The 25,047-nt window shown below is 64.5% G+C and carries 11 protein-coding genes; 5 read left to right on the top strand and 6 right to left on the bottom strand.

Annotated elements, in window-relative coordinates:
* Positions 1-4 precede the first annotated feature (4 nt).
* Together atuC and HU767_RS00245 are read right to left on the bottom strand one after the other, a co-directional pair.
* Positions 5-1,621, bottom strand: a complete 1,617-nt coding sequence (gene atuC / locus HU767_RS00240; RefSeq protein ID WP_186728144.1) for a geranyl-CoA carboxylase subunit beta — start codon at positions 1,619-1,621, stop codon at positions 5-7.
* A gap of 178 nt (positions 1,622-1,799) precedes the next feature.
* Positions 1,800-3,590, bottom strand: a complete 1,791-nt coding sequence (locus tag HU767_RS00245; RefSeq protein WP_186728145.1) for an acyclic terpene utilization AtuA family protein — start codon at positions 3,588-3,590, stop codon at positions 1,800-1,802.
* Between the two features lie 180 nt (positions 3,591-3,770).
* Between HU767_RS00245 and HU767_RS00250 the strand changes: the two genes are divergently transcribed.
* The 3 genes from HU767_RS00250 (at position 3,771) to HU767_RS00260 (ending at position 6,372) form a co-directional block, all read left to right on the top strand.
* Positions 3,771-4,394, top strand: a complete 624-nt coding sequence (locus HU767_RS00250) for a TetR/AcrR family transcriptional regulator (RefSeq protein WP_186705321.1) — start codon at positions 3,771-3,773, stop codon at positions 4,392-4,394.
* Positions 4,395-4,511: 117 nt separating this feature from the next.
* Entirely contained in the window at positions 4,512-5,288 is a 777-nt protein-coding gene (locus HU767_RS00255) for an ABC transporter substrate-binding protein (RefSeq protein WP_186705375.1), read from the top strand.
* 70 nt (positions 5,289-5,358) lie between these two features.
* A complete protein-coding gene (locus HU767_RS00260; RefSeq protein WP_186705320.1) occupies positions 5,359-6,372 on the top strand; it encodes a GNAT family N-acetyltransferase in 1,014 nt (337 codons plus the stop codon).
* Positions 6,373-6,508: 136 nt separating this feature from the next.
* On the opposite strand, the gene HU767_RS00265 is transcribed toward HU767_RS00260, so the two are convergent.
* On the bottom strand, positions 6,509-7,057 hold the full coding sequence (locus HU767_RS00265; RefSeq protein ID WP_092327046.1) for an RNA polymerase factor sigma-70: 549 nt from the start codon (positions 7,055-7,057) through the stop codon (positions 6,509-6,511).
* A 280-nt stretch (positions 7,058-7,337) separates the two neighbouring features.
* Between HU767_RS00265 and HU767_RS00270 the strand changes: the two genes are divergently transcribed.
* Both HU767_RS00270 and HU767_RS00275 read left to right on the top strand, forming a co-directional pair.
* Positions 7,338-20,342: a non-ribosomal peptide synthetase gene (locus HU767_RS00270; protein WP_186728146.1), complete on the top strand. Its 13,005-nt coding sequence runs from the start codon at positions 7,338-7,340 to the stop codon at positions 20,340-20,342.
* Between the two features lie 216 nt (positions 20,343-20,558).
* Positions 20,559-21,365 carry an alpha/beta fold hydrolase gene (locus HU767_RS00275; RefSeq protein ID WP_186728147.1) on the top strand — a complete coding sequence of 269 codons (807 nt, stop codon included), beginning with the start codon at positions 20,559-20,561 and terminating at the stop codon, positions 21,363-21,365.
* 174 nt (positions 21,366-21,539) lie between these two features.
* Here the strand turns inward: HU767_RS00275 and dsbG are convergent, their stop codons facing one another.
* The 3 genes from dsbG to dsbD are packed head-to-tail and all read right to left on the bottom strand — an operon-like array spanning position 21,540 to position 24,879.
* On the bottom strand, positions 21,540-22,307 hold the full coding sequence (gene dsbG, locus HU767_RS00280; protein ID WP_186705317.1) for a thiol:disulfide interchange protein DsbG: 768 nt from the start codon (positions 22,305-22,307) through the stop codon (positions 21,540-21,542).
* Entirely contained in the window at positions 22,283-23,152 is an 870-nt protein-coding gene (locus HU767_RS00285; protein WP_186705316.1) for a TlpA disulfide reductase family protein, read from the bottom strand. The genes dsbG and HU767_RS00285 overlap by 25 nt, the downstream gene beginning before the upstream one ends.
* The gene (gene dsbD, locus HU767_RS00290) at positions 23,152-24,879 is read right to left on the bottom strand and encodes a protein-disulfide reductase DsbD (RefSeq protein WP_186705315.1); all 1,728 of its coding nucleotides are present in this window, start codon (positions 24,877-24,879) and stop codon (positions 23,152-23,154) included. The genes HU767_RS00285 and dsbD overlap by 1 nt, the downstream gene beginning before the upstream one ends.
* Positions 24,880-25,047: the final 168 nt, after the last annotated feature.

A 25,047-nucleotide genomic window follows, 5' to 3' on the forward strand; every position in this document is an offset into this window, starting at 1 on the left:
GCGCTCAGAAACGGGCCACGCCAAAGCTGTTGGCTTGCAATGGCCGCTGTTCGGCCTCGTGACAGATGTCCAGCAGGTAGCCCAGCAATGTGCGGGTGTCACGCGGGTCGATGAGCCCGTCGTCCCACAGGCTGGCGCTGCCGTAGAGGGCGGTGGATTGGCTGTCGAGTTTCTGCGCGGTGGTGTGCTCGAGCAGGTCCAGCATCTTCGGGTCGGGGCTCAGGCCGTTCTTGAGTTGCGTGGCCTCGGTGATTATCCGCAGGACCTTGCCGGCCTGCACGCCGCCCATCACGGCGGTGTGGCTGTTGGGCCAGGCGAAGATGAAGCGCGGATCAAGCCCGCGGCCGCACATGGCGTAGTTGCCGGCGCCGTAGGAGCCGCCTACGACGACGGTCAGCTTGGGCACTCGGGCATTGGCCACGGCCTGGATCATCTTGGCGCCGTGCTTGATCACCCCTTGTCGCTCGGACTCGGTGCCGACCATGAATCCGGTGGTGTTGTGCAAGAACAGCAATGGCGTGCGGCTCTGGTCGCACAGTTGGATGAACTGCGCGGCCTTGCTGGCGCCCTGGGGCGTGATTGGTCCGTTGTTGCCGATCAGGCCACAGGCATGGCCGCGAATGTGCAGGTGGCCGCAAATCGTCTGGGCGTCGAATTCGCTTTTGAAAGCCAGGAAGTTCGAGCCGTCGGCGATGCGGGCGATGATTTCCCGCACGTCATAGGGCTTCTTCGGGTCGTCGGGCACCAGGCCCAATAATTCGTCGGCGGGGTAGAGCGGCTCGGTCCAGGTCCGTTCGGGTTGCGGCGGCAGTTGCGCATTCCAGGGCAGCAGGCTGAGGATCTCCCGGGCCAGGCGTACGCCGTCGGCGTCGTTCTCGGCCAGGTATTCGGCGGTGCCGGCCACCTGCGCGTGCATCAGCGCACCGCCCAGTTCCTCCTCGCTGGCCACTTCGCCGGTCGCCGCCTTGAGCAACGGCGGCCCGGCGAGGAACAACCGCGCCTTATCGCGCACCACCACCACGTAGTCCGACAAACCCGGCTGATAGGCCCCGCCGGCCGTGGCCGAGCCATGCACCACGGTGATCTGCGGCAGGCCCATGGCCGACATACGTGCCTGATTGGCGAAGCAGCGCGCGCCTTCGACGAAAATCTGCGCGGCGTAATTGAGATTGGCGCCGCCACTTTCGGCCAGGGTGATGACCGGCAGTTTGTTTTCCATGGCGATCTGTTGCAGGCGCAGGGTCTTGAGCAAGCCGCTGGGGGAAATCGTGCCGCCCTTGATCGCGCTGTTGTTGACCACCACCAGCACCCGCGTCCCGGACACGTAGCCGATCCCGGCGATCAGGCCGCCGCCGGCCTGGCTGCCATCCTTGTCGTCATGGAGTTTGTAGCCGGCCAGGCTCGCCAGCTCAAGAAATGGCGCGCCGGGATCCAGCAGCAGGTTCAGGCGTTGGCGCGGCAACAGTTGGCCGCGCCGCTCGAATTTGCCCTGGGCCTGGGCCGCTTTCTCCACCACGGCCTGTTCGAGCTGGCGCAGTTGTTCGACGCCGGCCCGCATCGCCGTGTAATGGCGTGCGAAGTCAGCGCTGTGGGGATCCAGGTGCGATTCGATGACCGGCATGCAGCCTCCTCGTGTTGGAACGGATTAGCCGAACCCCTGTGGCGAGGGAGCTTGCTCCCGCTGGGTTGCGCAGCGACCCCGGCTTTTTTGCGATTGCTGCGCAATCGAGCGGGAGCAAGCTCCCTCGCCACAGGTTTCACAGGTGCTGCTGATCGTTCATTTGCGATGGGGACCGTCCTTAGCCGACCTGATCGGCAACGTGTTGCGGCACCGGTATCTGGATCTCCAGCAATTGCTGGGCGAACGCCTTGCCCTGGGGGTCGATGCGCAGGCTGGCGACACCGCCGCCACCGAGGGCGTTTTCCAGCAGGAAATTCAAACTATGGGTGCCCGGCAGGTACCAGCGTTCGACCCGGCCCAATTGCGGGTCGAGCACGTGGCTCATCCAGTCGACCATCGCCTCCGGCGTCAGCGCTTCGGCGATCCAGGGCAGGTATTCGGGCTCGCGGGCAATCACGCCAATGTTGCTGTGGTTGCCCTTGTCGCCAGAGCGCGCCACCGCCAGTTTGATCAGCGGCACGCTGGCGTCGGCCCGGCCCTGGGGCTTGGGTAGGTCCGGGGCGACCGGCAGGCCGGTGATGTCCAGCGGTTCGAGGGCGGGCAGGGGACACGGGTGGCGCTGGCCGTCAAACTCGATGTCGAGCCGGCAAGTGGCTTTGTCGATCAGGAACGAGAACAGGCGAATCAACGGCGACACCGTCGGCCGGCCACCGACCAGGCCGGTCAGTCCCGGCGCCATGCCGGTGGCGGCCTGGGCGATTTCCCTGGAAAAGAGCACCAACGGTTGTTTGTCCGGGTGTCGTACCGCCAGTTTGATGACCACCTCACGGCTGTCCCGGCGCTGGCCGTGTGGGCCGTAAGTGGCTTCGCTGCCCAGCAGTTCGATGTTCACTTCGCTGAAGGGCGCCCAGCCACGCTGGCGCAATAGCTGCGAGGTCTTGGCGAGGAGCGCCTGGCTGACCCGTTCAGCCTTGGCCACGGCATCGATGCCGGCGATCAGGCACGTGGCGGTGCAGCGCCAGCCGTCCAACCAGGTGGCGCAGACCTTGTACCGGTCGCTGGGCGGCAGGCCCTTGGCCCCATGGACACGCACGGCGTGCTTGCCCTGCTGGGTCAATCTGACCTGGCTGAAATCACAGATCACGTCCGGCAGCAGGTAACCTTGCGGGTCGCCGATTTCGTAGAGCAACTGCTCGCCAACGGTCAGCGGCGTGACCAGTCCACCGCTGCCTTCGGGCTTGGTGACGATAAATTGGCCGTCGGCGTTGGCTTCGACGATGGGGAAGCCAATGTGCTCGAAGTCCGGCACGTGCTGCCAGTCGGTAAAATTGCCGCCGGTGCACTGGGCGCCGCACTCGATGAGATGCCCCGCCAGCGCGGCCTGGGCCAATCTGTCGTAATCGTCCCAGGCCCAGCCGAACTCATGCACCAGGGCGGCGCTGACCACGGCGCTGTCCACCACCCGCCCGGTGATCACCACATCGGCGCCCAGGCGCAACGCTTCGACGATACCGGGCGCGCCGAGGTAGGCATTGATGGACACGCACGCGGGCGGCAGGGGGTCGCCGCTGGACATCTCGCGGATGCCTTGGGCGGCGAGCCGTTCGCCTTGCGGTTGCAGGTCATCGCCCAGCAGCACGGCGATTTTCAGTGGTACGCCGGCCTGATCGCAGGCAGCTTGCAAGGCCCACGCGCAGGCCTGGGGATTGACTCCGCCGGCGTTGCTGATGACGCGGATCCGGTCGTCATGCAATCGCTTGAGCAGCGGGGCGAGGACCTCGATGAAGTCCGTGGCATAGCCGCTCGACGGGTCCTTCAAGCGCGCTCCGGCCATGATCGACATCGTCACCTCGGCCAGATAGTCGAATACCAGGTAATCCAGCTTCCCGCCCTCGACCAGTTGCGCCGCCGCGGTGCAGGTATCGCCCCAAAAGGCACTGGCGCAACCGATACGGATCGTTTTTGGCATGGCGTTCCCTCCGGCAAAGGTGGTTCGAGACTACCAAGCAAGCGCTTGGTTTGTAAACGCTGTCCCGTACTTGTGGCCGAGCGCTTGCTTGGTTGCCTCGCTCGGCTTAAATTGCCCGCGCCACCGATGGTTTGACGGGCAATGGCGGCGCGTTGGTTGATCGACTGTAGGAGAGAATGGGTGGACGAGCAAAAAGCCTTGGACGTGATGCGTGAGCTGGTCGACAGCGGGCAACTGACCGACCCGGACAGTGCTCGCGGCAAACTGCTCCAGACCGCCGCCCATCTGTTTCGCAACAAGGGCTTCGAGCGCACCACGGTGCGCGACCTGGCCAGTGCCGTGGGCATCCAGTCGGGCAGCATCTTTCACCATTTCAAAAGCAAGGATGAAATCCTGCGGGCGGTGATGGAAGAAACCATCCGCTACAACACTGCACTGATGCGCGCCGCCCTGGCCGAGGCCGACAGCGTACGCGGGCGGGTGCTGGCGCTGATCCGCTGCGAATTGCAGTCGATCATGGGCGGCACGGGCGAGGCCATGGCCGTGCTGGTCTACGAATGGCGTTCGCTTTCGGATGACGGACAGCGGCAGGTACTGGCCCTGCGTGACATTTATGAAGACTTGTGGCTGGAGGTTCTGGGCCAAGCCAAGGAGGCCGGGTATATTCGCGGGGACGTGTCCATTACTCGACGGTTCCTCACGGGGGCGTTGTCCTGGACCACCACCTGGTTTCGCGCCGAAGGCAACTTGAGTCTCGATGAACTGGCCGAGCAGGCCCTGATCCTGGTGCTTGAAGAAAAATAATAATCGAACGGTGCTTTGAAGGGCCGTGTGGCTGGCTAAGCGGCTGAAACCGCCTAGCTTGATTGTAGTGACGGGACTTTTGGGGAGTGGGTTATCTTGACGTTTTCGCCGATGGGGATGACCTCGCGTGTGCTACTGGCTGCTTTGGCCGCTTTCCTGGCGTTGCCGATCGAGGCGGCGCAACAGGTGCGGATCGGCGCGGCGCATTTTCCGCCCTATACCGTTCGTCCCGAGAACGGCGCCGACACCGGCCTGCTGCCGCAGATGGTGGAGGCTCTGAACCAGTCGCAAAGCGACTATCAATTCGTACTGGTGCCGACGTCGATCCCGCGCCGCTTCAATGATTTCAAGCAAGGCCGGGTCGACATGGCGATTTTCGAGAACCCCGAATGGGGTTGGCAGGATGTGCCACACACTGCCGTGGACATGGGCCTGGAGGATGCGGAGGTCTTCGTCGCCCAGCGCCAGCCGGATCGCCAGCAAAGTTATTTCGCCGACCTCAGGGGCAAGCGCCTGGCGTTGTTCAGCGGTTACCACTACGCCTTTGCCGAATTCAACGCCGACCCCAAGTTCCTCGCCGGCCAATACAACGCCACGCTGACGTATTCCCATGACAGCAACCTGCTGATGGTGTTGCGCGGGCGGGCGGATATCGCTCTGGTGACCCGTTCGTACCTCAACGATTACGTGTTGCGCAACCCGGAAGTCGGCCCGCAATTGCTGGTGTCCGAACGCATCGATCAGGTTTACCACCATTACGCGTTGCTCCGCCCGCAAGCGCCCATTTCCAGTGAAGCGTTCGCACAGTTGCTGCAAAAGCTGCGAGACAACGGTCAACTGCTGAAGATTTTCCAGCCGTACCAGATCCAGCTGGTGCCCACGCATTCCCATTGACGGTGACACTAAATTTCCCTTCCCGGCTCACGTCCCACGTTGACTACCGACGAATACGCGAGCCGCTCTTATGTCCAACCTCAACCAGCCGACGACGCTGCCCTTGCCCGGTGGTCGTCGCCTCGGCGCCGATGAAACCGAACGCCACCTGAGCCTGATGCTCGAGGGCGCGCCGCTGATCCGGCTGCGCCTGGTGCGCGGTCCCGAGTTGCATGTGCATTTACAGGAAATCAACGACCGTCCGATGGGCCCGGCGTTGTGGGCGGCCTGCTATTGGCTGTTCGCCCGCGATCCCGAGTGTCAGCGCCTGACCTGGCACCTCGACGAGCGCCCTGGTGAAGCCTTGCTCAGCGGTTTACTGACGGGCACCGAACGTGCCGGTGAATACCGCTGCGAGCGCACACTGTTCTGGCAATTGCCGCAGCCGTGGCTGGGGGAGTCGTTCAGCGGCAGTTACCCGCAACAGATGGTCATCACCGATGGTCGTCGCCATCCACGCCGGCCGACGAAACCGCGCGGCGAGGTGTACCGGCGTTTCGATGCGCGGCTGGGGGCCTGGGTGTCCTTGCGCACCCTGGAAGTCGAGCAGGACCTGGAACGTTTCAACCGCTGGCAGAACAGCCCGCGGGTGGCGAGTTTCTGGCAGGAAGAGGGCAGCCTGGAACAGCATCGCGAGTACCTGGGCAAGCTGCAGGCCGATCCGCGGGTCTTGACCCTGATCGGTTGCTTCGATGATCAGCCGTTCGCTTACTTCGAAGCCTATTGGGCCAAGGAAGATCGGATCGCGCCGTTCTATGAGGCCGACCACTATGACCGCGGCATCCATATGCTGGTGGGCGAAGAGCAGCACCGCGGGCCGCACAAGGTGGCGAGCTGGCTGTCGGCGCTGGTGCACTACCTGTTCCTGGACGACCCGCGCACCCAGCGCGTGGTCGCCGAGCCCCGGGCCGACAATGCGCGGATGATCGGACACTTGCATAACCAGTGCTTTCATTGCGAGAAGGAATTCGATTTTCCCCACAAGCGCGCGGCGCTGATGATCCTGGGGCGTGAGCGGTTCTTTGATCGGTGTGGGTTGATGTGAGGTTTGGCGACAGGTGAACTTCTGTGGGAGCGGGCTTGCTCGCGAAAGGGGCGGACCAGTCACCATTGATGTCGACTGTCAGGCCCCATTCGCGAGCAAGCCCGCTCCCACAGGTGCCTCGGTGAACCAGTAAGCATTACCGCCGGGCGAACGTATCCCCGCGAACCCCCGACACCTTGCGGCAATGCACCAGCGCGTCGCGGATCATGAAGTTCACCAGGGTCGGCGAGACGCCCAGTTCCTTGGCGATGTCCTTCTGCGGCACGCCGTGCAGCCGGTACATCTCGAAGGCATAGCGGGTGCGGCTGGGCAGTTCGGTCAACGCGTCGGCGATGTGCTCCAGCGTGGAGAAGTTGATATGGGAGGTTTCTGGCGAAGCACCTTGGATCACCACGTTCAGCCCTTCCTCTTCCGGCCCCGAGTATCGCTGTTCCAGCGCCTGCTTGCGGTAGTGGTCGATCGCCAGGTTGCGCACGATCTGAAACAGGTAACTGAGCTGCGCCTTGAACGAGGAGGTGATTTGTGGCGCCGATTGCAGCCGGAAAAAAGCGTCCTGCACCACATCTTCCGCGCGGGACCGACAGCCGGTAATGCGCGCCGCGATCTTGACCAGGATCAGTCGGTTATCGACGAACGCCTGGAGTAACGGTGAGTCGCACCTGCTTGTGGATACTTGTTCCGTCATGGAATTCACCTTGCTGCAAAAAGTTAGCGGGACGTCCGGATGCCGGACCCGTCCTACACATCGAGCGCCAAATTAGGCTTAATGATAATGATTGTCAATTGAGAAGAAGAATTATTGATGCAATAAAGTCCAGCCTCGGCACCGCGACCCATTGCCGCGGCGCCTGGCTGCCGGATGCTTCGCGGCAGGCCTTGGTGAGTCAGCTACCGACTAATTATTTGCCGCCGCTATCCGTTCCATGGGGGACAACTTGCAAGCCGAATTCAGGCAGGAAACCCCCATGACCGACGCGTTCGAACTCCCCAGCACCCTGGCTCATGCCCTCCAGCGCCGTGCCGCGCTGACGCCGGACCGGGTGGCCCTGCGCTTCCTCGCCGACACCCCTGGGCAGGGTGTGGTGTTGAGTTATCGCGACCTGGACCTGCGCGCCCGGACCATCGCCGGCGCCTTGCAGGCCGAAGCGGCGCTGGGCGATCGCGCCGTGTTGCTGTTCCCCAGTGGCCCGGATTACGTCGCGGCGTTCTTTGGCTGTCTCTACGCCGGGGTGATTGCCGTGCCGGCCTATCCGCCGGAGTCCGCCCGTCGCCACCATCAGGAGCGACTGCTGTCGATTCTCAAGGACGCCGAACCGCGCCTGCTGCTCACCAGCAGCGACCTGCGCGAGCCGCTGCAAGCCATCGAATCGGCGCCACCGGTAGTGTGCGTCGATACCCTCGACCCGGCCCGCGCCGGACAATGGCGGATGCCGACGCTGCAGGACGATGACATTGCCTTCCTGCAATACACCTCCGGTTCCACTGCATTGCCCAAGGGCGTGCAGGTCAGCCACGGCAACCTGGTGGCCAACGAATTGCTGATTCGCCATGGCTTCGGCATCGACCTGAACCCCGACGATGTGATCGTCAGCTGGCTGCCGCTGTACCACGACATGGGCCTGATTGGCGGCCTGTTGCAGCCAGTGTTCAGTGGCGTTCCCTGTGTATTGATGTCCCCGGCTTATTTCCTGGCCCGCCCCCTGCGTTGGCTCGAAGCGATCAGCGAGTACGGCGGCACCATCAGCGGTGGTCCGGATTTCGCCTACCGGTTATGCAGCGAGCGGGTCAGTGATTCAGCCCTGCAGCGTCTCGACCTGAGCGGCTGGCGCGTGGCCTATTCCGGCTCCGAGCCGATCCGCCTCGACACCCTGGAGCGATTTGCCGAGAAGTTCGCCCCGTGCGGCTTCACGCCGGACAATTTCATGGCCTCCTACGGCCTGGCCGAAGCGACCCTGTTCGTCGCCGGCACGCCACGCCACCATGGCATTCCTTCGCTGCGGGTGGTTGATGCGGCGCTGGCGCAAAACCGGGTCGAGCCGGGGCAGGGCAGCGCGGTGATGAGTTGCGGTGTCAGTCAGCCCGGGCACGCGGTGCTGATTGTCGAGCCGGCGACGTTGCAGCCACTGGCCGACAATCAGGTCGGTGAGGTCTGGGCCGCCGGGCCGAGCATCGCGCTGGGTTATTGGCGCAACCCTGAAGCCAGCGCCAAGACCTTTGTCCAGCACGACGGCCGGACCTGGCTGCGCACCGGTGACCTGGGGTTCCTGCGCGGCGGCGAACTGTTCATCACCGGGCGTCTGAAAGACTTGCTGATCGTGCGCGGGCACAACCTTTATCCCCAGGACATCGAGCAAACCATCGAGCGTGAAGTGGAGGTGGTGCGCAAGGGCCGGGTGGCGGCGTTCGCGGTCAACGACGGGGGGGAGGAAGGCATCGGCATCGCCGCGGAAATCAGCCGCAGCGTGCAGAAAATCCTGCCGCCGGAAGCCCTGATCAAGCTCATTCGCCAGGCGGTGGCCGAGGCCTGCCAGCAAGCCCCAAGCGTGGTGGTGCTGCTCAATCCCGGCGCGTTGCCCAAGACCTCCAGCGGCAAGTTGCAGCGCTCGGCCTGCCGCACCCGATTGGCCGACGGCAGCTTGGACAGTTATGCCCAGTTCCCCTCAGCCGAAGTAACCCCGTCAACCGAAGTCACCGTGGCGGATGAGTCCGCGCAGTCCTGCCAATTGCAAACCCTCATCGGCCAGGTCTGGCGGGAGCAATTACAGGTCGAGCACGTCCAGGCTGATGATCATTTTTTCCTGCTGGGTGGCAACTCCATCGCCGCCACCCAGGTGATTGCGCGATTGAGTGAAACCCTCGGGCTGGCGCTCAACCTGCGCCTGCTGTTCGACGCCCCGACCCTGGCCGCGTTCGCGGCAGCGGTGGCGAACCAGCAGCAGGACGGCGGCCAGGCCCAGGGCGCGATCAGCGCGTTGCCGCGCCACGTGCCACTGCCGCAGTCCCTGGCGCAGAACCGTTTATGGATGACCTGGCAGCTTGACCCGACGAGCCGCGCCTACAACATTCCCGGTGGCTTGCACCTGCGCGGCGAGTTGGACGAAGACGCTTTGCGCGCCAGCTTCCAGCGACTGATCGAGCGTCATGAGTCCCTGCGCACTCGGTTCCTGGAACGCGATGGCGTGGCCCTGCAACAAGTCGATCCGGTCGGCGAGTTCGAGCTGCATGTCATCGACCTTGGCGACCTGCCTGCCGACTCGCGCGCAGACCGGGCGCGACAGGTTCGAGAAGACGAGGCGGCCACGCGGTTCGATCTGGAGACGGGACCGCTGCTGCGGGTCACCCTGTTGCGTCTCGACGAGGATGACCACCAACTGTTGGTGACACTGCACCACATCATCGCCGACGGCTGGTCGATGAATGTGTTGATCGAAGAATTCTCCCGACTGTACGCCGCCGCTTCCCAAGGGCAGGTCGCCGAACTTGCGCCATTGCCCTTGCAGTACGCCGACTACGGCAGTTGGCAACGCCAGTGGCTGGCCGAGGGCGAGGCCGAGCGTCAACTGAGCTATTGGAAGCAGCAACTGGGCGCTGAACATTCGGCCCTGATGTTGGGCACGGATCATCCACGCAGCGCTCAACGCCAACGCAGCGCCGCGCGGCACAGTTTGCGCCTGGACAAGGACCTCGGCGAAGCCCTGCGCCAAGTGGCCCAGACCCATGACGCGACGCCGTTCATGCTGTTGCTGGCCGCTTTCCAGGCGCTGTTGCAGCGTTACACCGGGCAATCCGACTTGCGCATCGGTGTACCCAACGCCAACCGTCCGCGCCTGGAAACCCAGGGGCTGATCGGCTTCTTCATCAACACCCAGGTCCTGCGTGGGCAGGTCGATTCCCGCCAACCGTTCGCCGCGCTGCTGGCCCAGGCCCGCGAAGCCACGCTGGGTGCCCAGGCTCACCAGGACCTGCCGTTCGAACAGTTGCTCGAAGCGTTTCCCGAGGCGCGCGAGCACGGCCTGTTCCAAGTGATGTTCAATCACCAGCAACGTGACCTGAGCGCCTTGCGACGCCTGCCGGGGCTGCTCGCCGAAGCGTTGCCGTGGCACAGCCGCGAAGCCAAGTTCGACCTGCAACTGCACAGCGAAGAAGATCGCAACGGTCGCTTGACCCTGTCGTTCGACTACGCCGACGAATTGTTCGAGGCGACGACCATCGCCCGCCTGGCGGAGCACTACTGCAACCTGTTGCGGGCGGTCTGTGCCGATCCGCAGCAAGCCATTAGCGACGTGCCGCTGTTGACCGCCGATGAGCACCGCCAACAGCAACAGTGGAGCGCGGCCCCGTGCGCGCCGGCCAGTCAATGGCTGCCGGAACTGTTGAACGAGCAGGCCCGCTGCACGCCGCAACGGATCGCGTTGCGCTGGGACGGTGGTCAACTCGATTATGCCGAGCTGCACGCCCAGGCCAATCGCCTGGCCCATTACCTGCGGGACAAGGGCGTTGGCCCGGATGTCTGCGTGGCGATTGCCGCCGAGCGCTCGCCGCAGTTGCTCATTGGTGTGCTGGCCATCATCAAGGCCGGCGGCGCCTACGTGCCGCTGGATGCGGATTACCCGGTCGACCGTCTGGCCTACATGCTCGACGACAGCGGCGTCGATCTGCTGCTGACCCAAACCGCTTTGCTGGAGCGTTTGCCAGCCTGCGACGGCGTCAGTGTCATCGCCATGGACGCCCTGCATCTGGAGCAATGGCCGAGCAACCCGCCGGGTCTGCACCTGCACGGCGATCACCTGGCCTACGTGATCTACACCTCCGGTTCCACCGGTCAGCCCAAAGGCGTCGGCAACACCCACGCGGCCCTGGCCGAGCGCCTGCAATGGATGCAGGCGATCTACGGGCTGGACGCCAGCGATGTGCTGATGCAAAAGGCCCCCATCAGTTTCGACGTGTCGGTCTGGGAATGCTTCTGGCCGCTGATCACTGGCAGCCAACTGGTGCTGGCTAGCCCCGGCGAACACCGTGACCCGCACCGCATCGCCCAGTTGGTGCAGCAGTTTGGCGTCACCACGCTGCACTTCGTGCCGCCGCTGCTCAGCCTGTTCATCGATGAACCCCTGAGTGCCCGCTGCACCAGCCTGCGCCGGCTGTTTTCCGGCGGCGAAGCCTTGCCGACCGAGTTGCGCAACCGGGTGTTGGCGCAACTGCCGTCGGTACAGTTGCACAACCGCTACGGCCCGACCGAAACCGCGATCAACGTCACCCATTGGCAGTGCACCGAAGCCGATGGCGAGCGCTCGCCCATCGGCCGTCCCTTGGGCAACGTCTTGTGCCGGGTGCTCGACAGCGACCTCAATCCGGTGCCGGCCGGTGTCCCGGGCGAGCTGTGCATCGGCGGCCTGGGCCTGGCCCGGGGTTACCTCGGACGTCCGGGCCTGAGCGCCGAGCGTTTCGTCGCCGACCCCTTGGGCCCGGCCGGGGCGCGGTTGTACCGGACTGGCGACCGCGCGCGTTGGAGCGCCGACGGTGTGATCGAATACCTCGGCCGCCTCGACCAGCAGGTCAAGCTGCGCGGCTTCCGAGTCGAACCGCAGGAAATCGAAGCGCGCCTGCTGGCCCAGGACGGCATCGCCCAAGTGGCGGTGCTGGTGCGCGACACCTCGGCCGGTCCGCAACTGATCGGCTATTACACCGCCCCGGATGTCGCTCAAGGTCAGGACGAGTTGAATAGTCGACTCAAGGCCGCCCTGGCCGCCGAGCTGCCGGACTACATGGTGCCCGCCCAACTGCTGCGCCTGGACGCCATGCCCCTGAGCCCGAGCGGCAAGCTCGACCGTCGCGCCTTGCCCGAGCCGCAATGGCAGGTGCGCGAGCACGTCGAGCCGGTCAGCGCCCTCGAACAGCAAATCGCCGGCATCTGGTGCGATGTGCTGGGACTGGCGCGTATCGGCCTGCGGGACGATTTCTTTGCCCTCGGCGGCCATTCGCTGCTGGCGACCCAGATCATTTCCCGCACTCGCCAGGCCTGTGACGTGGAACTGCCGTTGCGGGCGCTGTTCGAGGCCAGTGAATTGGGAGCCTTCGCCGAACAGGTGCGCTTGATCCAAGCCAGCGGCCAGACCAACCGCCAGCCACCCATCGAGCAGGTCGACCGCAGTCAACCGGTGCCGCTGTCGTATTCCCAGCAGCGCATGTGGTTCCTCTGGCAAATGGAGCCGGACAGCCCGGCCTACAATGTCGGCGGCATGGCGCGCTTGCGCGGGGTGTTGGATGTCGGGCGCTTCGAGGCGGCGTTGCAGGCATTGATCCTGCGTCATGAAACCCTGCGCACCACGTTCCCGAGCGTCGATGGCGTGGCCCGCCAACAGGTGCACAACGAGACGGGCCTGCGCATGGACTGGAAGGACTTCTCGACACTGGCCGCCGACACGCGCCAGCAGCGGGTGCAGCAACTGGCGGACAGCGAGGCCCACCAGCCCTTCGACCTGGAAACCGGGCCGCTGCTACGGGCCTGCCTGGTCAAGACCGCCGAGCATGAACATTACTTTGTCCTGACGCTGCACCACATCGTCACCGAAGGCTGGGCGATGGACATTTTCGCCCGTGAACTGAGCGCGCTGTACGAAGCCTTTATCGACGATCGTGAGTCCCCGCTGGAACCGTTGCCGGTGCAATACCTGGACTACAGCGTCTGGCAGCGCCAGTGGCTGGAGTCCGGCGAGCGTCAGCGGCAGCTGGATTACTGGACCGCGCAACTGGGCCGTGAACACCCGCTGCTGGAACTGCCCGGCGACCGACCGCGTCCGTCGGTGCAGAGCCATCGCGGCGAATTGTTCCGTTTCGATCTGAGCGATGAACTGGCGGCGCGGGTCCGCGCCTTCAATGCGCAACAGGGCCTGACCCTGTTCATGACCATGACCGCCGCCCTGGCGGTGCTGCTTTACCGCTACAGCGGCCAGACCGACCTGCGCATCGGCGCGCCGGTGGCCAACCGTATCCGTCCGGAAAGCGAAGGGCTGATCGGTGCGTTCCTCAACACCCAAGTGCTGCGTTGCCAACTCGACGGGCAAATGTCGGTGGGCGAATTGTTCGAACAGGTCCGCCACACCGTCATCGAAGGCCAGTCCCATCAGGACTTGCCGTTCGATCATCTGGTGGAAGCCCTGCAACCACCGCGCAGTGCGGCCTACAACCCGCTGTTCCAAGTGATGTGCAACGTGCAGCGCTGGGAGTTCCAGCAGAGCCGCACGCTGGCCGGCATGAGCGTCGACTACCTGGTCAACGACGCCCGGGCCACCAAGTTCGACCTCAACCTGGAGGTCACGGATCTGGACCAGCGCCTGGGTTGCTGCCTGACCTACAGCACCGACCTGTTCGACGAGCCGCGCATCGCGCGCATGGCCGGGCACTGGCGTAACCTGCTGGAAGCGTTGCTGGACGATCCGGCCCGCCGGTTGAGCGAGCTGCCGTTGCTGGAGGCTGGCGAGCAGCAACAATTGCTCGACAGCCTGGGCGTCGAGCCCGGTGAGCATCGCCTCGACCAATGCATCCACGGACTGTTCGACGAGCAGGCCCGGGCGCGTCCCGATGCGCCGGCCCTGACCTTCGCCGGGCAGACCCTGACGTATGCGCAACTGGACAGCCGCGCCAATCGCCTGGCCTGGCACTTGCGCGAGCGAGGCGTCGGACCGCAGGTACGGGTCGGCCTGGCCCTGGAGCGTTCGCTGGAAATGGTCATCGGCCTGCTGGCGATCCTAAAGGCCGGCGGTGCCTACGTGCCGCTGGATCCAGAATACCCACTGGATCGCCTGCACTACATGATCGAAGACAGCGGCATCAGCCTGTTGCTCAGCGATCGGGCGATGCTCCAGGCCCTGGGTGCTTTGCCCGAGGGCGTGGGCTGCTGGTGCCTGGAAGACGACTCGGTGGCCTTGGCTCACCACCCGGACCACCCGCTGCCGTTGATCAACCTGCCGCAACACCAGGCGTACCTGATCTACACCTCCGGCTCCACCGGCAAGCCCAAGGGCGTGGTGGTGTCCCACGGTGAAATCGCCATGCATTGCCAGGCGGTGATCCAGCGCTTTGGCATGCGCCCGGACGATTGCGAGCTGCATTTCTATTCCATCAACTTCGACGCCGCCACCGAACGCCTGTTGGTGCCGTTGCTCAGTGGTGCCCAAGTAGTGCTGCGTGCCCAAGGCCAGTGGGACGCCGAGGAAATCTGCGGGCTGATTCGCCAGCATCGCATCAACATTCTCGGCTTCACCCCCAGCTATGGCAGTCAGTTGGCGCAGTGGTTGGCGACCCAAGGGCAGACCTTGCCGGTGCGCATGTGCATCACCGGCGGCGAAGCCCTGACCGGCGAGCATTTGCAGCGCATTCGCGCGGCGTTCAGCCCGAGCCTGTTCTTCAACGCCTACGGTCCGACCGAAACCGTGGTCATGCCGCTGACGAGCCTGGCCCCCGAGCAATTGGAGGAAGGTGCGGCCAGTGTGCCGATTGGCAGCGTGGTTGGCGCCCGGGTGGCCTACATCCTCGACGCCGACCTGGCGTTGGTGCCACCAGGCGCCACAGGTGAGTTGTACGTCGGCGGTGCTGGCCTGGCCCAGGGTTATCACCAGCGTCCGGGCATGACCGCCGAGCGTTTCGTCGCCGACCCGTTCGCCCCCGAAGGCGGACGCTTGTATCGCACCGGCGACCTGGTGCGCCAGCGTGCCGACGGTCTGGTGGAGTATTTGGGACGGATCGACCATCAGGTGAAAATCCGTGGTTTCCGCATCGAGCTGGGGGAAATCGAAACCCGCCTGCTGGAACATGAGGCGGTGCGCGAGGCCGTGGTCCTGGCTCTCGACCTGCCCGGCGGCAAGCAACTGGCCGGCTACCTGGTGAGCGACATCGCCAGCCAGGACGGCGAGCAACAAGCGACCCTGCGCGACGCTTTGAAAAACCACCTCAAGGCCCAACTGCCGGACTACATGGTGCCCACGCACCTGATTCTGCTGGCGAGCATGCCGCTGACCGCCAACGGCAAGCTCGACCGCCGCGCCTTGCCGCTGCCCGATCCTGAGCTCAATCGCCAACACTACGTGGCGCCGAGCAATGCCCTGGAGCAGACCCTGGCGGCGATCTGGTGCGACGTGCTGAACGTGACGCAGGTGGGCCTCAACGATAATTTCTTCGAACTGGGCGGCGATTCGATCCTGTCGATCCAGGTGGTCAGCCGCGCCCGGCAACAGGGCATTCATTTCACGCCCCGGGACTTGTTCCAGCACCAGACCGTACAGACCCTGGCCGCCGTCGCCACGCGCAGCCAGCAGGTGCACGCCGAACAGGGCCTGGTGCAGGGTGAGTCCGGGTTGACGCCGATCCAGCATTGGTTCTTCGACCGCCCGATGCCCAACCGGCATCACTGGAACCAGGCGTTGCTGCTGGAGCCGACCACGGCCCTGGACCCGCAACCACTGGAACAGGCCCTGCACGCGATCTTCCAGCACCACGATGCCTTGCGCCTGGTCTTTGGCGAAACCGCCGGGCACTGGCGCGCCGAGCACCAGCCGCTGTCTGACGCCGTGCTGTTGCAGCAGGTATCCGTGGACACCGCGCAAGCGTGCGAAGCGTTGTTTGCCCAGGTGCAGAGCCGTTTCAATCTAGCCACCGGGCCGTTGCTGCATGCCGTGTTGGCGCAAACGCCGGATGGCCGGCAACGGTTGCTGATCGTCATCCATCACCTGGTGGTGGACGGTGTGTCGTGGCGGGTGCTGATGGACGACCTGCAAACCGTCTACCGCCAGCTCGTCGCCGGGCAAGAGGTGCAATTGCCGGCCAAGACCAGCCCGTTGCGCGACTGGGCCGCGCGTTTGCAGGCCTACGCCGGCAGCGAATCTCTGCGCGAAGAACTCGGTTGGTGGCAAGCGCAGTTGAGCGGTGCGCACGTCGCGCTGCCGTGCACGAACCCCGAGGGGGGACGCCAGGAGCGTCACGCGCAAACCGTCAGCGTGCGCCTGGACGCCGAGCGCACTCGGCAGCTGCTGCAACAGGCGCCGAGCGCCTACCGCACTCAGGTCAATGACCTGCTGCTCACGGCGCTGGCTCGAGTGTTGTGCCGATGGAGCGGCCATGATTCGGCTTTGGTCCAGCTCGAAGGCCACGGCCGCGAAGCGCTGTTCGACGACCTCGACCTGACCCGCACCGTGGGTTGGTTCACCAGCGTCTACCCCGTGCGCCTGACTCCCGCGAGCGAAAGCGTCAGCGGCTCGATCAAGGCTATCAAGGAGCAACTGCGCGCGGTGCCCCACAAGGGCCTCGGTTATGGTGTGCTGCGCTACCTGGCGGATGCGGCGACTCGCGAGGCGATGGCCGGACTGTCGCACGCGGCGATCACTTTCAACTACCTGGGCCAGCTCGACCAGACCTTGGGCCAGGAGGCGCTGTTCCAGCCGCTGGATGCGCCGCTGGGGGCGATCCATGATCCCGCCGCGCCGCTGCCCAATGAGCTGAGCGTCGACAGCCAGGTCAGCGGCGGCGAGTTGGTGTTGCGTTGGACCTTCAGTGCCGAACGTCATGAGCGCGAGACCATTGCTACGCTGGCCGAGGCCTACCTCGATGAGTTGCAACGCCTGATCGAACACTGCCTGACGGACGAGGCGGGCGGCCTGACGCCTTCGGACTTCCCCCTGGCGAAGCTGACCCAGGGCCAGCTCGATAGCTTGCCTGTGCCGGCCGCGCAGATCGAAGACGTCTATCCGCTGACGCCGATGCAGGAAGGCATGCTGCTGCATACCTTGCTGGAGCCGGGCACTGGCCTGTACTACATGCAGGATCGCTACCGCATCGACAGCGAACTGGACCCGCAGCGCTTCGCCCAGGCCTGGCAGGCGGTCATCGCTCGCCACGAAGCCTTGCGAGCCTCGTTCTGCTGGAACGTTGGCGAAGACATGCTGCAAATCATCCACAAGCCCGGCCGCACGCCAGTGGACTATCTCGACTGGTCCGAGGTGGCCGAAGACGCCCAGGAAGCCAAGCTCCAGGCCTTGCTCAAGGATGAGCGCGAGGCCGGTTTCGATCTGTTGAACCAGGCCCCGTTCCACTTGCGGCTGATCCGGGTCGGCGCGGCACGCTACTGGTTCATGATGAGCAATCACCACATCCTCATCGATGCCTGGTGCCGTTCGCTGCTGATGGACGATTTCTTCGAGGTCTACACCGCCCTGGGCGAACAGCGCGAACCGCGGTTGGCCGTGCCGCCGCGCTATCGCGACTACATCGGCTGGCTGCAGCACCAGAGCCTGGACGAAGCCCGGCAGTGGTGGAAGGACAACCTGCAAGGTTTCGAGCGGACCACGCCGATCCCTGGCGACCGGCCGTTCCTGCGCGAGCACGCCGGTGACAGCGGCGGCATGATCGTCGGCGACTGCTACACCCGCCTCGACGTTCGGGACGGTGCGCGGCTGCGGGAGCTGGCCCAGGCCCATCAACTGACGGTCAACACCTTCGCCCAGGCGGCGTGGGCCCTGGTACTGCGTCGAGTCAGCGGCGACCGCGACGTGTTGTTCGGTGTCACCGTGGCCGGGCGCCCGGTGGAGTTGCCGCAGATGCAACGCACCGTGGGGCTGTTCATCAACAGCATCGCCTTGCGCGTGCAGATGCCCGAGGTTCATCAGCGCTGCAGCGTGCGCCAGTGGCTCAGCGATTTGCTGGACCGCAACATGCAACTGCGCGAGTACGAATACCTGCCGTTGGTGAGCATCCAGGAAGTCAGCGAACTGCCCAAGGGCCAGCCATTGTTCGACAGCTTGTTCGTGTTCGAGAACGCGCCGGTGGAAGTCTCGGTGCTGGATCGCGCCCAAAGCCTCAACGCCACTTCGGACTCGGGTCGTACCCACACCAACTTCCCGATGACGGCGGTCTGCTACCCGGGAGACGACCTGGGGCTGCACCTTTCGTACGACCAGCGCTACTTCGATGAAAGCACCGTCCAAGGCCTGCTGGGCGAGTTCAAGCGGCTGCTGCTGGCGCTGATGGAGGGCTTGCACGGCGATATGAGCGAGCTGCCGCTGATCGGTGCCGAAGAACAGGATTTCCTGATCGAGGGCTGCAACCGGAGCGAGCATGCGTATCCGCTGGAGCAGAGCTACGTCGAGTTGTTCGAGGCGCGGGTCGCGGCCCATCCGCAACGCCTTGCGGTCAGTTGCCTGGACGCGACCTACAGCTACGCCGAGTTGAATGCCCGCAGCAACCGCCTCGGTCACGCCCTGATTGCGGCCGGTGTCGGCCTGGATCAGCCGGTGGCGCTGCTGGCCGAACGAGATGCCGAGTTGCTGGGCATGATCATCGGCAGCTTCAAGGCCGGTGCCGGTTACTTGCCGCTGGATCCCGGCCTGCCAAGCCAGCGCTTGAGCCGCATCATCGAGTTGAGTCGTACGCCACTACTGGTTTGCACCCAGGCTTGCCAGGCCCAGGCACTGGCCTTGTTGGATGAGTTCGCCTGCTCCGGGCGGCCGAAGCTGCTGGTATGGGAAAGCGTCCAGGCCGGCGACTTTTCGCCGCAAAACCCTGGTGTCTACAGCGGGCCGGACAATCTCGCCTACGTGATCTACACCTCCGGCTCCACCGGCCTGCCCAAAGGCGTGATGGTGGAACAACGGGGCATGCTCAACAACCAACTGAGCAAAGTGCCGTACCTGGCGCTGAGCGAGGCGGATGTGATCGCCCAGACCGCTTCCCAGAGCTTCGATATTTCGGTCTGGCAGTTCCTCGCCGCGCCGTTGTTCGGCGCCCGGGTCGACATCGTGCCCAACGCCATCGCCCACGATCCGCAAGGGCTGCTGGGGCATGTGCAGCAGCAGGGCATTACCGTGCTGGAAAGCGTGCCGTCGCTGATCCAGGGCATGCTCGCCCAGGAACGCATCCGTCTGGACGGCCTGCGCTGGATGCTGCCCACCGGCGAAGCGATGCCGCCGGAACTGGCTCACCAGTGGTTGTTGCGCTATCCGGACATCGGCCTGGTCAACGCCTACGGCCCGGCGGAATGCTCCGACGACGTAGCGTTCTTCCGCGTCGATCAGGCGTCGACCCGCGGCACTTACTTGCCGATTGGCACGCCCACCGACAACAACCGTTTGTATCTGCTCGACGGCGCGCTGGACCTGGTGCCGCTGGGCGCGGTGGGTGAGTTGTGCGTGGCGGGCACCGGGGTCGGGCGTGGTTATGTCAGCGATCCGTTGCGCACTGCCCCGGTGTTTGTGCCGAACCCGTTCGGGGCGCCGGGGGAACGGCTGTACCGCACCGGCGACCTGGCGCGGCGGCGCGGCGACGGGGTCTTGGAGTACGTCGGGCGCATCGACCATCAGGTGAAGATCCGCGGCTACCGCATCGAGCTAGGGGAAATCGAGGCTCGGTTGCATGAACAGCCGGAAGTGCGCGATGGCGCGGTGGGCGTGCAGGAGGGCGCCAATGGCAAGCACTTGGTGGGCTACCTCGTCGCCACTGACTCGGCGCTGAAACCCGCCGAACGCCTGGACCGCATCAAGCAGCGCCTGCGGGCCGAACTGCCGGAATACATGGTGCCGCTGCACTGGCTGTGGCTCGATCGCTTGCCCCTCAACGCCAACGGCAAACTGGACCGCAAGGCCTTGCCGGCCCTGGAGATCGGCCAGTTGCAAAGTCAGGATTATCAGGCGCCCGGCAATGAGCTGGAACAGACCCTGGCCGACATCTGGGCCCAGGTGCTGAAAGTCGAGCGGGTAGGGGTGAAGGACAACTTCTTCGAACTGGGCGGCCATTCCTTGCTGGCGACGCAAATCGCCTCACGGGTGCAAAAGGCCTTGCAACGCAATGTGCCACTGCGGGCAATGTTCGAGTGCAGCACGGTGCAGGAACTGGCCGAGTACATCGATGGGCTGGCGGCAAGCGAGATCACTGAGGAGAAGGTGGATCGGTTGAATGACCTGATGGCGGAGTTGGAAGGCATGTAGTTTTATGGTGTCTGTAGTGGCCTCATCGCGGGCAAGCCTTGCTCCCACAGGAATCGGCTGCGAACAGATTATCTGTGTTCGAGCTTCAACCCTGTGGGAGCAAGGCTTGCCCGCGATGGCATTGCCCGGACATTGCCAAGCCCAAGGTTGACGCCTCGCGCCTGGCGGCTCAGTCTCCCCAGGGCTTTTTTCCAGATTCAAACAAGGAGGTCACCGATGCCGTTTGCAATGATCGACGGACAACCGCTCCATTACCTGGACCAGGGCCAAGGCCCGGTGGTTCTGCTGGGCAGTAGCTACCTGTGGGATCACAGCATGTGGGCGCCGCAGATTGACGTTTTGTCGAAGCACTACCGGGTGATCGTTCCGGAATTATGGGGCCACGGCCAGTCCGGACGCTTGCCAGAAGGCATGTCGTCCCTGGACGACCTGGCCCGCCAGACGCTGGCATTGATGGATCACCTGAATATCGACTGCTTCAACCTGGTCGGGCTTTCAGTGGGCGGGATGTGGGGCGCGCGGCTGGCACTGGCGGCGCCCGAGCGTGTGCAGTCGCTGGTATTGATGGACACCTACGTCGGCGTCGAGCCGGAGTCGACCCGGCTTTACTACTTCTCGCTGTTCGACAAGATCGAAGCCAGCGGCAGTATCCCCGAGCCGTTGCTGGACATCATCGTGCCGATCTTCTTCCGGCCGGGTATCGATCCGCAGTCAGCCCTCTACCAGCAGTTCCGCGCCACCTTGGCCGCGTTGCCGAGCGAGCGCCTGCGCGACAGCGTCGTGCCGCTGGGACGGATAATTTTTGGCCGGGACGACATCCTGCCGCGCCTGCATGAACTGGATGCCAAGCGCACGCTGGTGATGTGCGGCGACCAGGACAAGCCGCGTCCACCGTCCGAGGCGTTGGAAATGGCCGAGCTGATCGGGTGTTCCCATGTGCTGATTCCCCAGGCTGGACATATTTCCAACCTGGAGAATCCGGAATTCGTGAATCGGATGTTGCTGGGACTCTTGCGTCGCTGATCCACCGTCATCGCGAACAAGGAATGGGGAATAGACATTGATTTTGTGAACACGCGGGAAAACTGTGGGAGCGGGCTTGCTCGCGAATGCGGTGGGTCAGTCACAGCTGTACTAACTGATCCTTCGCATTCGCGAGCAAGCCCGCTCCCACAGGGGATCTGCAGTGGAGGCCGGTCACTTCGGCCCGAGAATCTTCACCAGCTTGTCCGGCGACGGCGCGCCTTGCTGCTGTTGCAGGTCGCCTTTTTCATCCAGGTAGAAAATCGCCGGGGTGGCGGACAGTTCCAGTTCGTCCATCAATTGCTGGTTGGCGTCCAGTTTGGCCTGGATGGCGGGTGGAATGTCCTTGAGCGGTTTGAGCGGGCTGCCCTTGCCGGCCTTTTCATGCTCGGCCAGGGTTTTTTCCGGGTCCTTGGCGGCCAGCAAGGCAGCGGATTTACCCGGGCTGTCTTCGCGGATGATGCCCACCATGATGTGGCGCAACTGCACCTTGCCAGCCTTGACCCAAGGCCGGGCCTGTTCCCAGAACATGTTGCAGTACGGGCAGTTCGGGTCGCTGAACAGGTACACCGTGCGCGGTGCGTCCTTGTTGCCGTCGGCGATCCAGTTGCTGGCTTCCATCTTCGCCCAGATTTCCTTGGCCATCGGGGCGTAGACCAGTTTTTGCAGCGGTTCGGCGCTCAAGTCCTTGCCGTCGGCGTCGTACAGGTTGCCCAGCAGGACGTGCTGCCCGTCCGGGGTCAGGTACAGCGCCATCCCGCGGTTCTGGTATTGCGCCGCGTAACCGCGCAACCCGTCCGGGGCCTCGAAGGTGCCGACGATTTTCGCGCCCTTGGCTTCGATCTTCTTGATGGCCGCAGGCAACTCTTCGGCCTGGAGCAGCGGTGACTGCAACAGTGCGGCGGCAACGGCCAGGGTCAGCAGGTGGCGGAGGCGGGGCATGGCGGTTTCCTTGTGGCGGAGTGGGGCGTCGTAGGCGAGTCGGGCGTTTCGAAGTGTTCCAGGGCGCGGGCCAGGCTCGCTTCCGACAGTTCGCCCAGGTGGCTGCCCAGCAGGCGGCCGTCGGCGCTGTAGAACAGGGTAGTTGGCAGGGCCATGGAACCCACGGCCTGGCCGAGGCGGCCGCTGCCATCGAACAGAACATTGGTCAGGCTCAGGCCTTGGGTGGCTAGGTAGGTACTGACGCTTTGCATGCTTTCGGCCTGGTTGACGAACAGGAAGGTCAGGTCCGGGCGCTGTTGCTGGGCTTCTTCCAGCACCGGCATTTCTCGTCGGCAAGGCGGGCACCAGGTGGCCCACAGGTTGATCACCAGAGGGCCGCCCTGGTAGTCGGTGAGCTTCACGGTCTCGCCGTCGGCGGTGCGCAGGTTTATCTCGGGCAGCCGGGTGCCTTGTTCATAAATCGTCAACGACATGGTCGCCACCAGCCAGAACAGCAAGCCACTGCCGACACCGAAGCCCAGCGGTCGGCGCAAGGCCGGGCGGCGCCGGGCCCACAGCAAGGCGCCGACCAGCAGCGCGACAATGCCCGGCCAGGCCAGGAAGCCGCCGTCACGCAGGTCGACGATCTGCCACGGGTCGTCCCGGTAATGTTGCCAATAGGCGACAACAAAACCGACCCGTGCGGCCAAAAGGCCCAGCACGAACAGCACGAATAGCACCGACTCGGGGTTCTCGCCCCCGCGCTTGGCCACCCGCCAGCCGACGAAGGTCGCCAGGGCCAGGGCGCTGATCAACAACAAATGATTGAGGGCGATGGCAAAGGTGCCCAGGGTGAACGTCAGCATCAGCGTGCGTCTCGGGTGAGGTTCCAGCGCTCCAGGAAGGCCTTGGCGTCGACTTCCCCGGTGATCCGCTGGCTGCGGCGCTCTTCACCGTCGGCACCAATCCACAGCAGGCTCGGCGGCCCAGGCACTTGGTAACGGCTCAGCAACTCGCGGCTGGCTGGGCTGTCGGCGGTGACGTCGAGGCGCAAGAGGCGTACACCGTTCAGGGCGTCGAGCACCTCGGCGCGGCCGAATACCTGCTTTTCCATGATCTTGCAGGACACGCACCAGTCGGCGTAGTAGTCCAGCAGCACCCATTGGCCCTGGACCTTGGCGGCGTCCAGTTCCCGTTGCAGGGCGGCGGGCTCGCTGACGGTGACGAATGCGTCGTGGGCACTGACGTTCGCACTGCCCTCGCTGGCGGCGTACACCTTCAGGGGCTGGAAGAAATCATCGCCACCGCCCGCTGCGCCAATCACCAGCAGGCTGCCCCACAGGCCGAACAGCAACGAGGCGCTGCCGCAGACATAGGCGATGCGACCGAAGCCTTCGGTCTGGCGCCAGGCACTGTAGGCGGCGATCAACAACAGCACGCCCCACAGGCCGACCCACAGCGAGCCGTCGATGATCGGGCGAATCATCAGCAGCGCGGTGCCGAGGAACAGGAAGCCGAACACACCCTTGAGCAGGTTCATCCAGGCGCCGGGCTTGGGCAGGAAGCGGTTGCCCACGGTCACCAGCAGCAACAACGGCAGGCCCATGCCAATGCCCATGGTGAACAGGATCAGCCCACCGTGCAGCGCATTGCCGCTCTGGGCGATATACAGCAGCGCACCGGCCAGCGGGGCGGTCATGCATGGTCCCACCAGCAGGCCCGACAGGGCGCCGAGCACGCCGGCGCCTACCAGGCTGCCACCGCGCCGCTGGCGCCCGGCGTTTTCCAGGCGATCGCGCAGGGCGGCCGGCAATTGCAATTCGAAGAAACCGAACATCGGCAGCGCCAGCAACACGAAGATGGCCGCGAAGCTGCCCAGCAGCCACGGTTGTTGTAGCAACGCTTGAAGGTTGGCCCCCAGCAGTGCGGCGAGCACGCCCATGGCGGCGTACACCAGGGCCATGCTGATCACGTAGCTGCCGGCCAGCGCCAGGCCACGTCTCGGTCCGGCGCCGCTGCCCACCACCAGCCCGGCCAGGATCGGCAGCATCGGCAGCGAACAGGGCGTGAACGCTAGCAGCAGGCCCAGGCCGAAGAACACCAGCAGGCTCCAGCCCAAGGCCCGTTGCTGCAGGCCGCTGGCCAGGGCCTGGTCCGGCGCCTCGTCGGTGGTCGCCGCCGGTGCGCTGCCGCCCAAGTCGACGACTTGGGTCTGGGGTGGGTAGCACAGGCCAGCGTCGGCACAGCCCTGGAAGCCCACCTTGATCTTGCCCGTGGCGCCGGCGGGTATCTTCAGTTCCAGCGCTTGGCGATAGACTTGCTGGTCGCCGAAAAACTCGTCGCTGTGGGCTTCACCCTCCGGCAGCTTGGGTTTTTGCGCCTCGGCCAGGCCATCGAACTTGAGCCGTTGCTGATAGAGGTAGTACCCATCGGCGATCTGCCAGAACAGCTGGGTTTCACCGGAGTCCAGGCGTTCGGAGGTGAACACGAACGCCTTTTCCACCGGCAGGAAATCGGGTTTGGTTTCGAAGGGATTGGCGGCCTGGGCCAGGCCCGAGATCAGGAACAGCCACAAAAAAAACAATCGACGCATGGACAGAGCCTTAGAACGAAGCATGTGGAAAGCACAATGGCGACTGGCGATTAACCGTCGATTAACCCGGCGACGACCGGCAGGCAGCAATGATCGCCCATGTTGGCCATAGTCGTCGCATAATGTCGGCTTAATCGGCCGGCGGCCTAATGTACCTTTTTCAACGGG

The organism is Pseudomonas sp. SWRI179 (assembly GCF_014268705.1).
GTDB classification, from domain to species: Bacteria; Pseudomonadota; Gammaproteobacteria; order Pseudomonadales; family Pseudomonadaceae; genus Aquipseudomonas; species Aquipseudomonas zanjanensis.

What these genes read in the sequence shown, in the direction of transcription:
- dsbG (WP_186705317.1), bottom strand. Translation starts at nt 22,307, where the DNA reads ATGCCCCGCCTCCGCCACCTGCTGACCCTGGCCGTTGCCGCCGCACTG.
- HU767_RS00270 (WP_186728146.1), top strand. Translation starts at nt 7,338, where the DNA reads ATGACCGACGCGTTCGAACTCCCCAGCACCCTGGCTCATGCCCTCCAG.
- HU767_RS00260 (WP_186705320.1), top strand. Translation starts at nt 5,359, where the DNA reads ATGTCCAACCTCAACCAGCCGACGACGCTGCCCTTGCCCGGTGGTCGT.
- atuC (WP_186728144.1), bottom strand. Translation starts at nt 1,621, where the DNA reads ATGCCGGTCATCGAATCGCACCTGGATCCCCACAGCGCTGACTTCGCA.
- HU767_RS00245 (WP_186728145.1), bottom strand. Translation starts at nt 3,590, where the DNA reads ATGCCAAAAACGATCCGTATCGGTTGCGCCAGTGCCTTTTGGGGCGAT.
- HU767_RS00265 (WP_092327046.1), bottom strand. Translation starts at nt 7,057, where the DNA reads ATGACGGAACAAGTATCCACAAGCAGGTGCGACTCACCGTTACTCCAG.
- HU767_RS00285 (WP_186705316.1), bottom strand. Translation starts at nt 23,152, where the DNA reads ATGCTGACGTTCACCCTGGGCACCTTTGCCATCGCCCTCAATCATTTG.
- HU767_RS00275 (WP_186728147.1), top strand. Translation starts at nt 20,559, where the DNA reads ATGCCGTTTGCAATGATCGACGGACAACCGCTCCATTACCTGGACCAG.
- HU767_RS00255 (WP_186705375.1), top strand. Translation starts at nt 4,512, where the DNA reads ATGACCTCGCGTGTGCTACTGGCTGCTTTGGCCGCTTTCCTGGCGTTG.
- dsbD (WP_186705315.1), bottom strand. Translation starts at nt 24,879, where the DNA reads ATGCGTCGATTGTTTTTTTTGTGGCTGTTCCTGATCTCGGGCCTGGCC.